Below are 13,346 nucleotides of genomic sequence, written 5' to 3' on the forward strand. Positions count from 1 at the left end.
GCCGCGCGGCCGCTTGACGGCGCGCCGAGTGCGCACACTGGCAGACTTGTGCCGTGACTGGACGCCCGATAGCTGACGGAACGGCCGAACACGGGCCGCTACGACCGATCGAGCTGGCCGTCGGCGCCGTGCTCGGCGGTGCCACCGTCGGCTTGGTCACCGTCGGCTCGGTCATACCATTCGCGGCCGCGCTGAACCTGGTGGCCGCGGTGCCGATGGGGCTGATCGCGCAGCGCTACCGGCTGCGCGCGCTGATCGCCGCGGCCGTCGCGGCGACGGTGGTCACCTTTGTCGCGACCGGCCTGCTCGCCACCACCGGGCTGGTGGCGACCGCGACGATCGCGGGCATCATCGGCACCACGAAACGGCGCGGCGGCGGGTTCGTCTCGGTGCTCGGCCTTGCCACCGTCGCGGGCCTGGTGTGGGCCGGCTTGGCGGTCGGCCTGCTGCAGTTGTTCTCCGCCGGACGGAATCTGCTGTTCGACACCCTCCGCAACACCTCGCGCGGCATCCAGGAACTCGCGGCGCGCCAGCAGCAGCTCGAGCCGCTCGGGCGCGCGGTCGCCGATCTCACCGATTCCGTGCTGCGCTGGTGGTGGGCCTGGGTCGCGGGCGGGGTCGCGTCGGGCATGGTGGCGACCGCGATCTTCTCCTGGTTCGTGCTCGGCTCGGTGCTGGACCGGCTGACCTGGCTGCCCGGTCAGGACCGGCTCGACGCGCCGCCGGACGAGCGGGCGATCGCGCCGCTGCCGGTGACGTTGCGCGGGGCGGCCTTCCGCTATCCGGGCACGGTGCGCGACGCGCTGCGCGAGATCGACCTCACCGTGCGGGTCGGTGAATTCGTCGCGGTCGTCGGGCACAACGGCTCCGGGAAGTCGACGCTGACCCGCCTGCTCGCCGGGCTCCCACCCACCGAGGGAACGGTCGAGCGGCCGGGCTCCGCCGGACTGGGACATCAGGGCGGCACCGCACTGGTGTTGCAGCGACCCGAGAGTCAGACCCTCGGCGTGCTCGTCGCCGACGACGTGGTGTGGGGCCTGTCGACCGAGCTCGCCGCCGAGGTCGATGTCGACGCGCTGCTCGGCGAGGTCGGCCTGGACGGCATGGGCGACAAGGAAACCGCCACGCTGTCCGGCGGCCAGCAGCAGCGGCTCGCCGTCGCCGCGGCGCTCGCCAGGAAACCCGCGCTGCTCATCGCCGACGAGGCCACCTCGATGATCGATCCGGACGGACGGCGCGAGCTCGTCGAACTGCTTGCGGCCCTGCCGAAACGGCATGAGATGGCGGTGGTGCTGGTGACCCACCACGAGGCCGACGCGGCCGCGGCGGACCGGGTGGTGCACCTGGCCCAGGGCCGCGCGGTCGAGCGGCTGGCCGCCTGGCCGCGGCCGGTGCGGGACGAGCGGCGCAGGCCGATGGGCGACACCATCCTCGAACTGCGCGATGTGCAGTACACCTATAACCGCGGAACACCGTGGGAGGCAGCGGCTCTGCACTCGGTCGACCTGACGGTGCGCCGCGGCGAGACGCTGCTCATCGTCGGCGGCAACGGGTCGGGCAAGTCCACCCTCGCCTGGATCATGGCCGGATTGATCGCGCCGAGTTCGGGCCGGTGCGAACTCGCGGGCAAGGCGGTCACCAAGCAGATCGGCCGAGTCGAGTTGGCGTTCCAGCACTCCCGGCTGCAACTACAGAAGCAGACGGTCGGCGCGGAGATCGCGGACTGGGGCGGCCGGGCCACCGGGTCCGGCGCCGTCGGGCGGGCGCTCGACGCCGTCGGCCTGGATCGAACGCTGGCCGCGCGGTCCATCGAGGAGCTCAGCGGCGGCCAGGCCAAACGGGTGGTGCTCGCCGCGATCGTCGCCAGTCACGCGCAGGTGGTGGTGCTGGACGAGCCGCTGGCCGGACTGGATCCGGTGGGCCGCGCGGACATCGTGGAACTGCTTGCCCGGCTGCGGGATTCCGGATTGACGCTGATCGTCATCTCACACGATGTGCAGGACATGTCCGCAGTGGTCGATCGGACAGTGCACCTGCGGTCCGGACGGCTGCTCGCGGCCGATTCGGTGGCCGACGCCGCCCCCACTGACGTCGCGCACAAACACGATGCACGCCCTGCCGCACCGCTGCGGCAGCCGGGAGACGCCGCGTGGCGGCTCGAGCGCGGAGGTCGATCATGACTATGGTGCTGTTTCGCCGGGTTCCGGTGTCGAGCCCGATCCACAACCTGTGGGCGGGCACCAAGATGATCAGCGCGTTCCTGATCAGTTTCCTGCTGATGTTCCTGCCGACCTGGCCGGTGCTCGGCGTGATGATCGTGTTCCTGGTGTCGATCGGGGTGCTCGCCCGGCTGCCGCTCGGCACGCTGCCGCGGCTGCCGTGGTGGTTCTGGGCGTTGCTCGCCCTCGGGGCGCTGCTCAACGCGCCGGTCGGCACCCAAGCCGTGGTGCGCTACGCGCAGACGGTGGTGTTCGGCTTGATCATGGTGGCCGCGTCGTTCGTCGTCGCCTGGACGACGCCGATGAGCGATATCGCCCCCGCGCTGGCCAAGCTCGGCGCGCCGCTGCGCAAACTCCGGGTGCCGGTGGACGAATGGGCCGTCGTCGTCGCCCTTACCCTGCGCGGCTTGCCGCTGCTGATGGACGAGATCCGGGTGCTGCGTGCGGCCCGCAAACTGCGCCCGAAGGACAGCCCGCTCTACCTGGCCACCGAGAACCCGCTCATCGACATCCTCACCGCCGCGATGGCCGTATCCACCCGCCGCGCAGGCGAACTCGGCGAGGCGATCACCGCGCGCGGCGGCACCGGCGAACTCGCCGCCTACCCCAGTTCACCCGGCCGCGGCGATGCCATCGCGCTGGTCATCGTCGTCGCGGTCTGCGCGGGCGCCTTCGCGCTCGGCTTCGCGCTGCTGTAGTCGCTAGGCAGCGCCTAACGCACGGGCCGGCCGTCGCGGGCGATACTTGCCGGGTGGACGACGGCGACGAGGTACCGGCTTGGCAGCGGCGGACCGCCGGTGAGTCACGGCTGGCGGCGACGGCTGCCGTGCTGGCCATTATCGGGCTGCAGATGGTGTTGCCGGATCGATTCTTGCCCGAGCCTGGATGGTTGCTGCCCGGGTTGGAAACGCTGCTTTTGGTGGTCGTCGTGGTCGCGAACCCGGCGCGGGTAAACCGGGAAGAGACCTGGCTGCGGTGGCTCGGGCTCGGCTTGGTCGGGCTACTCGGGGTGGCGACGGCGTACTCGGCGGATCGACTGGTGGTCGGACTGATCGACGGGACGCTCAGTGACGATCCGGCCCGGCTGCTCGGGTCCGGCGGCGCGGTCTGGCTGACCAATGTGGTGGTGTTCGGCCTCGGCTACTGGGAGTTCGATCGCGGCGGCCCCGCGGCCCGGGCGCACGCCCGAAAGCCCTTGCCCGACTTCATGTTCGTGCAGATGCAGAACCCCGAATTGACGAGCCCGGAATGGGAGCCGCAGTTCGTGGACTACCTGTATCTGTCGTTCACCAACGCCACCGCGTTCAGCCCGACCGACGTGATGCCGATGTCGCGCTGGGCGAAGGCGTTGATGATGGCGCAGTCGGCCATCTCGCTGATTCTGGCGGCCTTGGTGATCGCGCGCGCGATCAATGTGCTGCATTGATCCGGCCCGAATAGCTAACCGCTATAACCGGATTCACGGTCTTCAAAGGGTGCCTATGCCCCTTATTTCAGGGGCTAAACCTATTTTCTAGAGGTAGAGTTATCTGCGGAGTAGCTGTTCTCCGGATCACATCAAGACCGCGCATCACAGTGGGGGAAAGGAATTCGACGTGCGCGGCGTTCTCTACTGCTTGAAACCTGATGAAGAATGGAACACCCGAATGATTCTCCGCACAATCACCGCGGCCGCCGTGCCGCTCGTCGCCGCCATCGCGGTCGGCGCGGGCACGGCACACGCTCAGCCTGCCGTGGTGCCGACCCCCGGGATCGGCTATGAGGCAAAACTGGTGGGGGACACGATCGTCACCACGCTGACCGGCGGATCGTTCGAAGTGGCCGGCAATGTCGTCGACGTCAAAGACGAGGCCGGAAACACGGTGGTCAGCATGCCGCTGGCGTTCCGGCAGGACGGGCTGGAGTTCCCGCTGCCGCACGCGGTTCGCGACGCGGGCCGGGTGCTGGAGCTGACCGTGGTCAAGGACGTCGCGCAGGCGCGTCCGGTCACCGCTACCCCGATCGCCTCGCCGTTCGAGAACCAGCGCGCGCAGGACTCGTTCCTGTCGCAGTTCGGTATCGCGACCGCGATCGGCGGATTCATCGGCACCATCATCGGTGCCCTGGTCGGACTCACCGGCATCCTCGGCGGACCGACCGTGATCGCCAGCGTGCTGGCCGGGGCGGCCGTCGGCGGGATCATCGGCACCATCGTCGCGGGCGGCCCGACGCTGATCGTGGCGGGCATCGACCTGATCAGCACGCTCACCGCGCCGCCGGGGTCCACCAAGTGGATGGACGAGACCGGGCGCGCCAAGAACTGACGCGCACCTACCGACGCGGCCCGTACCGAATCCTCAGCGATTCGGTACGGGCCGCGTCGTTGTTGGGCCTGCCAAGGCAATCGCGTTACCGCTCGAACCCCGTTACCGCTCGTGGCAGCCGGGCGCTACCGGCACACCCGCCACCCGGTCCGCGAGGTAGGACATCGCGCCGAACGACTCGACGACGGCGGTCGGATTGTGGCCGGGCACTAGCGAATGCACCGAGGTGATGGCGGCACCCTGGGCGCAATACCGGCCGAGCAGGTCGGTGAACCCGGCGACGGGGACCACGTCGTCGCTGGTGCTGTGGTACAGGTACATCGGGACAACCGGCGCCGGGGTGCCGAGTTCGTGCGGGTCGGTCGCCGCGCGGAAGGCCGGTTGCCCCAACAGGTTCGGGACGGCGGCGTAGTCGTCGACGCGCGCGTTGACGTACTTACCCACCAGGTCTGGACCGCAGGCCGCGCTGTCGGCGGCGATCATCGCGCGGCCACGATCGTTGAGCAGGTCCATGATTCCGGCGCCCGGATTATCGCGCGTGGCCGCGATGACGATCAGCATGGCCAGCCCCGCCTGCATGGTGGCGTCCACGTGTTGGGCGATGGCGGGCCAATTCGACGGAACGCCGCCGGCGGCAATGCCCGCGAAATGAATGTCCGGCGCGTACCGCGGCTGCATCTGCGCGGCCCACAGGGTGGCGAAGGCGCCACCCGAATAGCCCCACGCGGCAAGGGGAGTCGCTGGGCCGAGCCCGGCGGCGGCCAGGTCGCGGGCGGCGCGGATACCGTCCAGCACGCCGCGTCCGGAATTGACGCCGTCGAGGAACCGGGACTGCGGGCCCTCGTGATCGCTGGTTACCACGGCCCAGCCGCGGCGCAGCGCGTCGGCCATGAACGGGGTGTCGATCAATGCCTGCGTGCCGCCGGGGTCCCCGCCGCCGCGCAGCGCGTAGGACGGCGCGCAGCGGGAACCGAGGCTGTCCTCGGCGATCTGGTACGAGAGCAGCGGACGCGGGCCGGGCCCGGGCCACGGCAGCATCGGCACCATGACCGTGGCCACGTCGGCGACCGCGGTGCCGCTCGCGTCGGTGCTGCGATATTTCACCTGCCACGTCGAAACCGGCAGCGGCAGACCGAACAACGCGGTCTGGCGCGAGTCGACGATTGCGCCCTCGGGAAAGGCGGCGAGGTCGGCGGGCGCGGCGTAGAACGGGTCCGCGTCGGGCGGTGGCACCTGGGCGTGCGCGTTCGGCGCCGTGCTCAGCGACGAGGCCAGGACCAACGCGGCCGCTATGGTCGCCGACGAGCCGACCCTCGCTAGCGCCGCGCCGAGGCGCCGGACCGGCGTGTCGGATGTTGCCGTGCTGCCGAGGAGCGACGTCCCCCTACCGATTCCGTCCGGAGTCGCCATGGCAGGCAACCTACCTTGCCGGTGGCCGAACCCGTCGGCACTCGCTCGACGTTTCGCCGACACCCCTAATTTGTTGCCGGAACGACACATTCGGCCGACTCGCACCAGTAGCGCAGGCCCATCGACCCCGCCCGTTCCGTGGCTGCTGCGCATGGAGGCCTCCCCCAAATCCGGCGAGGCGCGACGGAGGGCGCCGGGTGCAACGCTGCGCCGACGCACTCCGGCCTCGGGGCACTCACGGTACTGGCAGATCAGCGGACTCGGCAGCGGTCATCCATGGTCAGCCCGATCGCCGCGAATGTCCTTCGGCCGTCGGCCGGAGAGGTCGAAAGTGCCCTTGGCGCAGTCGACTTGCCGGGCTACGTGCCGGGCCATGTCCTCGACGGAAGGTCACTTCTCCTGGCGGAGGGCCTTCTTGGCGGCTTCCTGGGCGGAATCGACCTGGCCGGCGAACTTGCCATCGGTCTTCTGGTCGACGAGATCGCCCGCCTTGTCGATGACGGTCTCCACCTTGTCCGCGTGCTGCTGGGCCAGGTCCATCGCCTTGTTCGCCAGGTTCTTGAAGTCCACCGTGTACTCCTTGTTCGAGAGGGGTCCCGCCGCGGATCACTGTAATAGGCGCTGTTGAACCGAGTCTCCCGCCGCTCAGTCCGTAGCGCCGAGCCATGCCGGGTGCCATAGGCGGCCGGTTTCGGTCCAGTTCATGAAGCGCACCGTGCCATGGATTTTCGGCGTCACCCAGACCGCCTCCTTGCGTTCCTCGGCGGTCAGGTCGTTGTCGAAGGGGCTGGTCTTGCGCTCTGTGCTGCCGAGGCGCTTGGCCAACTCCACCATGGTGGTCTCGTTGAATCCGGTGCCGACTCGGCCCACATAGATCAGCCTGCCCTCGTACGGAATGCCGACCAGCAGCGACTTGAAGTTCCGTGCGTCGCTGCGCCGCCAGCCGCCGATGACCACCTCCTGGGTGCGCCAGTTGCGCTGCTTCACCCACGAGTGGCCGCGCTTGCCGGGCAGATACACCGAATCCTTGCGCTTGGCCACCACGCCCTCCATGCCGTGGTCCTGGCTGTAGCGCACCGCGTCGGCGCCGGTACCGTCCAGCCGAGGCGGCACGATCATCGACGGCGCGGTCCCGGCGAGCGCCTCCAGCACCCGGCGTCGATCCGAATAGCGTTTGCGGACAAGCGAAGTGCCGTCCAGATACAGCACGTCGAAGGCGACGAACACGGCCCGCGCCGCATCCGCCTGCAGCAGGCCGAGATTGGCGACGCCGTGGTCGTCGAACACCACCGCCTCGCCGTCCAATACCACGCTGTGCCCGGCCAATTCGTCGGCGAGCGCCGCGATCCCCGGATACCTCGCCGTGACCACATTGCCCACTCGGCTGCGCAAAGTCAGGGTGCCGGACTCTATTTCGGCGATCAGCCGGAAGCCGTCCCACTTCGTCTCGAAGCACCATTCGCCGGCATCCTGCTCGGCGACATCGCCGGGGGTGGCGAGCATGGGCGCGAGTCCGCGCGGGAACGGCGACGGCCCGCTCGATATGCGAATTATCCGGCCGGACGGCGTACTCGGCTCCGCGCCAAGCCTTTTCGCCTTGTCCTCGGCGCCGTTCGGATCGGCACCGTGCTGCTCGCGCATCAGGTGCATCAGCCACTGGTTGCCGTTGGTCTGGATCAGCGCGTAGCGGCCGGTGAGCCGCTGGCCGTGGAATTCGACGATCACCTCGTCGTCGCGCCACTTCTCGGTGTCGTAGGTGCCGGAATCCCAGATCGTCATCTCCCCCGCACCGTACTGCCCCTGCGGGATGGCGCCGTGGAAGTCCAGGTATTCCAGCGGGTGGTCCTCGGTGTGCACGGCGAGCCGATTCTGGTCCGTGCTGGTCGGCGGGCCCTTCGGCACCGCCCAGGACACCAGCACGCCGCCGCGCTCCAGCCGCACATCCCAATGCAGCCGCCGCGCATGATGTTCCTGCACGACGAAGCGATTGCCCTCCCCCGGCTCCGGCCGGTCGGCGGGGACGGGCTCGGGGGTGCGCGCGGGATCGCGCATCGACCGATACTTCGCCAGCGCGTCGGCACCGGACTCCGCCGACCCGGTGGCACCCTCCGGCAGCGGCGGATCGAGCTCGGCGAGCAGGTCGCCGTCGTCCTGCCAGCGGGCGAGGACCTCGTCGAAGCGCAAGTGCCGCAGCTTCTTCCGGCGTTCGATTTCCGTCCAGGAGCGCGGGGCCGCCGCGGTGGGTTCGGCGCGCCCGCGCAGCGAGTAAGGCGCGATCGTGGTCTTCGACGCGTTGTTCTGGCTCCAGTCCAGGAATATCTTGCCGCCGCGCACCGACTTCGCCATCGTCGCGGTCACCAGATCCGGATGTAGCCGTTCGAGATTCGTGGCCACCTGTTTGGCCACCGTGGAGGCGCCGCTGGAGCTCATCTCGCGCTCGAGCGGCACGTAGATGTGAATTCCCTTGCTACCACTGGTCACCGGGAACGCGCGCAGGCCGATGTCCTCGATCATGTCGCGTACCGCGAGCGCGACCCGTGCGCACTCGGCCAATTCGGCACCTGGTCCCGGATCGAGGTCGAACACGAGCCTGGTCGCCGGGCCCACCGCGTCGCCGTCGAAACGCCATTGCTGCACATGGGCTTCCAGCGCTGCCTGCTGCCCGAGCCAGGCCAGCCCGGCCTCGGAATCGATGACCGGATAGGTGACCTTGCGGTCGGAATGCTGGACGGTGTGCCGCTCGAGCCAGGACGGCGCGTGCGCGGGCAGGTTCTTTTCGAAAAAGGACGGCTCGTCGACCCCGTTGGGCCAGCGCTTCCTGGTGACCGGGCGCCCGGCCAGGTGCGGGAGCATGGCCTGCGCGATCGCCGAGTAATAGGCGATGACTTCGCCTTTGGTGGTGCCGGTGGCCGGATACAGCACTTTGTCGAGGTTGCTGAGCTCAACCTCGATGCCACCGAAGCTCCGGCGCGCTGCCATGAGAACGATTTTAGAGGCGGGGACCGACAGGTTGCGGGTCCCCGCCGCTCGTCAGATCTGCGGGCCCGACGGGTCGGTACCCGGGGTATCGGTGGCGCTCGGCGTCTCCGGCGTGGTGCCCGGCGCACCCGCACCGCCCGGCTGGCCAGGCGCACCAGGCTGATCCTCCGGCGGGACCACCTTCTTGGCGGCCTCCTTGCCCTTCGCGATCTTGTCCGAGTACTTGCCCTGAGTCTTCTGATCGATGAAGTCGCCGCCCTTGTCGATGGCGTCGTTGATCTTGTCCGCGTTCTTGGCCGCCGCGTCCTTGCCCTTGCCGACGAGGCCCTTCAGAGTATCCGCGAAGCTCATAGCGTTCGTTCCTTCCTCTAGCCCACTAGCACCGATGTCGTCAACCCACATCCTCCCACCACGAATCCCGCGGTGGGGCGCTACCGGGCTCGACCCGCTGGCCGGGCATGGGCACCGCGATGGCGGTACCTGCCGTTTCGGCCGCGGTCACCATCCGCCGCACCGGCTCCGACCATCCGTGGAACGCCAGATTGAAGGTCGCCCAGTGGATCGGCACCAACAGGCCGTGGCCGGGCTCGCCCGCGCACAGATCCGCGTGCGCGCGCACCGCCTCCTCCGGGTTCATGTGCACATCGCGCCAGCGCTCGTCGTAGGCGCCGATCGGCAGCAGCGTCAGATCGAACGGGCCAAGCGCCGCACCGGCTTCCGCGAACGCCTTGGTGTACCCGGTGTCGCCGCCGAAGTACGCCCGCTTGGTCGGGCCGACGATGGACCAGGACGCCCACAGCGTGGTGTTGCGGATCAGGCCGCGCCCGGAGAAGTGCCGCGCCTCGGTACAGGTGAGCACCAGATCAGAACCCTCGTGCGCCCGGCCGAGCGCGGTCAGCGAAACCGAACCGCCCCAATCCAATTCGATGATCCGATGCTCCGGCACACCCCAGTGCCGCAGGTGCGCGCCGATGCCGACCGGGACCAGGAACGGCGCGGTCTGGCGCAGCACGAGCTCCCGGACGGTGTCCTTGTCCAGATGGTCGTAATGATCGTGCGAGATGATCACCGCGTCGAGCGCGGGCAGCTCCGACAGCGGCGTCGGCATCGGATGCATCCGGCTCGGGCCGACCAGCGCGGACGGCGAAACCCGTTCGCTCCACACCGGATCGGTGAGCACCCGATAGCCATCGATCTCGATGAGCGCGGTGGCGTGCCCGAACCAGGTGACGGCCAGGCCGGCGGCTGTCTCCGGCAGCTGCGGCGTCTGCAACGGGATCACCCCGGTAGGACGGCCCGCGTTGCGCCTGGTGAGCGCCGAAACCAGCAGCGACGGTGCCGATCCGGCGGCCAGCTGGCTGCTCGGCTCGGTGTTGTGGAACTGACGGTCGCGGTAGGTGGTCGCGCCGGTCGCGTACGGCTGGATGGCGGAGATCGAGGCGCCCATCGCGGACGGTATCCCCCACGCCGCGCGAACCACCCAGGTGAGGCCGAGCGCGCCCGCCGCGGTGCCGACAATGCTGCGAATATTCATCATCGCCCCGTAAACTTCGCGGCGCGCTTCTCTTGTCTGGCCAATCGGCCCTCCTGCGCGTCGGCACTGGACCAGGCGGCCTCGAGCGCGGCGCGCTGCTGCGCGTTGTCCGGCTCGCGGGTGCCGTCGTCGTTGAGCACCAGCTTCATGTGCCGCAGCGACAGCGGCGCGAGCTCGGCGATCTGCTTGGCCCATGCCTGCGCGTCGGCCAGCGAGCCGAGCCGGTTGGCGAAGCCGAAGCTGTAGGTGTCGGCCGCCGACACCTGCTCCGCGCCGAGCAGGATGGTCCTGGCCGGGCCGCCGCCGATCAGCGACGCCAGCCTGCGCACCGTCCATTGGTCCACCGAGATGCCCAGCTTGGCCGCGGGAATCGCGATGTAGGCCTCCGGCGAGATGACCCGCAGGTCCGAGGCGAGGGCCAGCTGCACGCCCGCGCCGAGCGCGCCGCCGTTGATCGCCGAGATCACCGGCACCGGCACGGCCTCGATGGTGTGCAGCATCTCCAGCAGGCCGTCGAGGAACTCGTCGGAATAGACGCCGGAAAGATCCGCGCCCGCGCTGAAGATCGGGCCGCGTCCGGTGAGCACGATCACCCGCGCGTCATCGGCGACGGCGGCAAGCACGGCTTCGCGCAGCAGCGTAATGAGCTCGAGGTTGAGCGCGTTGCGCCGTTCCTCTCGCTGCAGTTCGATGGTCACCACGTCACCGTCTCGGCTAACTCCGAGCATGCGACCTCCCCAACTGAACGATCCGTCTAGTTACATTCACTTTGCCACAGCCGACGGCGCAGACCGCTCAAGCGGATACGATCTTCGGCTGTGCCGACAGACTTCGACCTCCTGGTGATCGGCGCTGGTCAGGCCGGACTGTCAGCTGGCTATCACCTGCGGCGGCTCGGGCTACGCCCCGAACAGGACTTTCTCATCGTGGACCATGCACCCGGTCCGGGCGGGGCCTGGCAATTCCGCTGGCCGTCGCTCACCCTGACCACGGTCAATCGGGTGCACGACCTCCCGGGCATGTCGTTCGCGGAAACATTGCCGCCCGGATCGGAGTCGGCTCCCGCGGCGACCGCGGTGCCGCACTACTACGAGCTTTACGAAAAGCACTTCGATCTGCGGGTACGCCGACAGGTCTCGGTGAAAGTGGTGTGTGACCGGACCGAGGACGGGAGCCCGGCCGAGCACGGACCGATCCTCAACGCGGAGACCGACTCGGCGGGCACCATCCGGGTGCGCGGCCTGATCAACGGGACCGGCACCTGGGAACATCCCTTCATCCCGCGTTATCGCGGCGCGGAGACCTTCGCCGGACGGCAGCTGCACACCCACGACTACCGCACCGCGGCGGAGTTCGCAGGCAAGCACGTGGTGGTGGTCGGCGGCGGCATCTCGGCGGTGCAGTTGCTCGACGAGATCTCCCAGGTCACCTCGACCACCTGGGTGACGCGGACCGAACCGATCTTCCGCGACGCGTCGTTCGGCCCCGAGGACGGCCGCGCGGCGGTCGCCAAGGTGGAGGACCGAGTGCGCCGGGGGTTGCCGCCGGGTTCGGTGGTCTCGGTGACCGGGCTGCGGCTCGACGACCGCCTCCGGGCCGCGCAGACCCGCGGCGCGCTGCATCGACTACCGATGTTCGACCACATCGAACCGGACGGCGTGCGCTGGGCGGACGGCTCCTTCCAGCACGCGGAGGTGATCCTGTGGGCCACCGGATTCCGCAGCGCCCTGGACCATTTGGCACCGCTGCGACTACGCGGCCCCGGCGGCGGCATCACCATGACCGGCCGCCTCGCCACCCAGGTAGCCACCGACCCCCGCATCCACCTGATCGGCTACGGCCCATCGGCAAGCACCATCGGCGCCAACCGCGCAGGACGCGCCGCGGCCGCAGAGCTGACCACCTACCTGGGGCTCGGTTAGTTCAGGCCTGCGGTCATGGTGTCTGGGTTGGCGCCGACGCGGGTGTTGGTGTTCAGGGCGTTGATGGCGTCCATTTGGTCGCGGGTTAGTTCGAAGGCGAAGACGTCGATGTTTTCCGCTATCCGGGACGGGGTGACCGACTTGGGGATGACGATGTTGCCGAGTTGGAGGTGCCAGCGGATGATGACCTGGGCGGGGGTGCGGCCGACTGCGGCGGCGACCGAGGCGATGGTTTTGTCGTCGAGCAAGGTGCCCTGGCCGAGCGGGCTCCACGCCTCGGTGGCGATGGCATGGCCCGCGTGGAAGTCGCGCAGTTCGCGCTGAGCCAGCCGCGGATGTAGCTCGATCTGGTTCACCACCGGGGTCTCACCCGTCTCGCCGGTGAGCCGCTCCAGGTGGGCGGTGGTGAAGTTGGAGACCCCGATCGACTTGATCCGGCCCTGTGACTTCAGCGCCTGGAAGGCACGGAAGGTGTCGACGTAGCGATCGGCCACCGCCACCGGCCAGTGGATCAGGTACAGGTCGAGGTAGTCCAGGCCGAGCTTCTTCATGCTGGTGTCGAAGGCGCGCAGCGTCGAATCGAAACCCTGCTCGGAGTTCCACAACTTGGTGGTGACATAGATCTCGTCGCGTGGCAGGCCGAACTCGCGGATCGCGCGACCGGTGCCTTCCTCGTTCCCATAGACCGCCGCGGTGTCGATACTGCGGTAACCGGCCTCCAGCGCCGCGGTGACCACCGGGGTCACATCGTCGTCTGGCACCTGGAAAACGCCGAAGCCCAGCTGCGGGATCACGTTGCCGTCGTTCAGGACGATCGATGGGATGGCGTTGGTCTCGCTTCTGAAGGTCACCCTGCGACGGTAGAAGTGTGGCGGCGAGCCGTCAACGCTGCCCCTTGGCGTGTTGACCCCCAATTTACCGCTCGACCTGCACTTTCTCGCCGACCGGCAGTGACGGCCACGACTCGATAAGCCGCGCT

Annotated in this window: 12 protein-coding genes; 5 read left to right on the forward strand and 7 right to left on the reverse strand. The window is 69.0% G+C overall.

The window, feature by feature from the left end; genetic code table 11:
- Nucleotides 1-53: 53 nt before the first annotated feature.
- The 4 genes from ACIBCN_RS30725 (at nucleotide 54) to ACIBCN_RS30740 (ending at nucleotide 4,522) form a co-directional block, all read left to right on the forward strand.
- Nucleotides 54-2,180, forward strand: coding sequence for an ATP-binding cassette domain-containing protein (locus tag ACIBCN_RS30725; RefSeq protein ID WP_396995207.1), 2,127 nt, complete (start codon nucleotides 54-56; stop codon nucleotides 2,178-2,180).
- Nucleotides 2,177-2,917, forward strand: a complete 741-nt coding sequence (locus tag ACIBCN_RS30730) for an energy-coupling factor transporter transmembrane component T family protein (RefSeq protein ID WP_396995208.1) — start codon at nucleotides 2,177-2,179, stop codon at nucleotides 2,915-2,917. The genes ACIBCN_RS30725 and ACIBCN_RS30730 overlap by 4 nt, the downstream gene beginning before the upstream one ends.
- A gap of 53 nt (nucleotides 2,918-2,970) precedes the next feature.
- Nucleotides 2,971-3,645 (forward strand): hypothetical protein, encoded by a 675-nt coding sequence (locus tag ACIBCN_RS30735; protein WP_396995209.1) that lies wholly within the window; start codon nucleotides 2,971-2,973, stop codon nucleotides 3,643-3,645.
- Nucleotides 3,646-3,865: 220 nt separating this feature from the next.
- A complete protein-coding gene (locus tag ACIBCN_RS30740; protein WP_396995210.1) occupies nucleotides 3,866-4,522 on the forward strand; it encodes an ammonium transporter in 657 nt (218 codons plus the stop codon).
- Nucleotides 4,523-4,624: 102 nt separating this feature from the next.
- On the opposite strand, the gene ACIBCN_RS30745 is transcribed toward ACIBCN_RS30740, so the two are convergent.
- The 6 genes from ACIBCN_RS30745 to ACIBCN_RS30770 form a co-directional block, all read right to left on the reverse strand.
- A complete protein-coding gene (locus ACIBCN_RS30745; protein WP_396995211.1) occupies nucleotides 4,625-5,932 on the reverse strand; it encodes a lipase family protein in 1,308 nt (435 codons plus the stop codon).
- 390 nt (nucleotides 5,933-6,322) lie between these two features.
- A complete protein-coding gene (locus ACIBCN_RS30750; protein ID WP_396995212.1) occupies nucleotides 6,323-6,502 on the reverse strand; it encodes an antitoxin in 180 nt (59 codons plus the stop codon).
- A 75-nt stretch (nucleotides 6,503-6,577) separates the two neighbouring features.
- A complete protein-coding gene (locus ACIBCN_RS30755) occupies nucleotides 6,578-8,911 on the reverse strand; it encodes an ATP-dependent DNA ligase (protein WP_396995213.1) in 2,334 nt (777 codons plus the stop codon).
- A gap of 51 nt (nucleotides 8,912-8,962) precedes the next feature.
- A complete protein-coding gene (locus tag ACIBCN_RS30760) occupies nucleotides 8,963-9,262 on the reverse strand; it encodes an antitoxin (RefSeq protein WP_396995214.1) in 300 nt (99 codons plus the stop codon).
- Between the two features lie 40 nt (nucleotides 9,263-9,302).
- Nucleotides 9,303-10,445: an MBL fold metallo-hydrolase gene (locus tag ACIBCN_RS30765; protein WP_396995519.1), complete on the reverse strand. Its 1,143-nt coding sequence runs from the start codon at nucleotides 10,443-10,445 to the stop codon at nucleotides 9,303-9,305.
- Nucleotides 10,445-11,173 carry an enoyl-CoA hydratase gene (locus ACIBCN_RS30770; RefSeq protein WP_396995215.1) on the reverse strand — a complete coding sequence of 243 codons (729 nt, stop codon included), beginning with the start codon at nucleotides 11,171-11,173 and terminating at the stop codon, nucleotides 10,445-10,447. The genes ACIBCN_RS30765 and ACIBCN_RS30770 overlap by 1 nt, the downstream gene beginning before the upstream one ends.
- Nucleotides 11,174-11,263: 90 nt before the next feature.
- Here ACIBCN_RS30770 and ACIBCN_RS30775 point away from each other — a divergent pair, with 90 nt between their 5' ends.
- Complete coding sequence (locus tag ACIBCN_RS30775; protein ID WP_396995216.1) at nucleotides 11,264-12,367, forward strand: NAD(P)-binding domain-containing protein; 1,104 nt, start codon at nucleotides 11,264-11,266, stop codon at nucleotides 12,365-12,367.
- Here the strand turns inward: ACIBCN_RS30775 and ACIBCN_RS30780 are convergent.
- The gene (locus ACIBCN_RS30780; RefSeq protein ID WP_396995217.1) at nucleotides 12,364-13,218 is read right to left on the reverse strand and encodes an aldo/keto reductase; all 855 of its coding nucleotides are present in this window, start codon (nucleotides 13,216-13,218) and stop codon (nucleotides 12,364-12,366) included. The two genes, ACIBCN_RS30775 and ACIBCN_RS30780, sit on opposite strands and share 4 nt — an antisense overlap.
- Between the last annotated feature and the right edge of the window lie 128 nt (nucleotides 13,219-13,346).

Source organism: Nocardia sp. NPDC051052, assembly GCF_044456045.1.
GTDB lineage: Bacteria > Actinomycetota > Actinomycetes > Mycobacteriales > Mycobacteriaceae > Nocardia.

Coding starts and splice junctions, on each gene's coding strand:
- ACIBCN_RS30730 (WP_396995208.1), top strand. CDS start 2,177: ATGACTATGGTGCTGTTTCGCCGGGTTCCGGTGTCGAGCCCGATCCAC.
- ACIBCN_RS30740 (WP_396995210.1), top strand. CDS start 3,866: ATGATTCTCCGCACAATCACCGCGGCCGCCGTGCCGCTCGTCGCCGCC.
- ACIBCN_RS30745 (WP_396995211.1), bottom strand. CDS start 5,932: ATGGCGACTCCGGACGGAATCGGTAGGGGGACGTCGCTCCTCGGCAGC.
- ACIBCN_RS30755 (WP_396995213.1), bottom strand. CDS start 8,911: ATGGCAGCGCGCCGGAGCTTCGGTGGCATCGAGGTTGAGCTCAGCAAC.
- ACIBCN_RS30760 (WP_396995214.1), bottom strand. CDS start 9,262: ATGAGCTTCGCGGATACTCTGAAGGGCCTCGTCGGCAAGGGCAAGGAC.
- ACIBCN_RS30765 (WP_396995519.1), bottom strand. CDS start 10,445: ATGAATATTCGCAGCATTGTCGGCACCGCGGCGGGCGCGCTCGGCCTC.
- ACIBCN_RS30770 (WP_396995215.1), bottom strand. CDS start 11,173: ATGCTCGGAGTTAGCCGAGACGGTGACGTGGTGACCATCGAACTGCAG.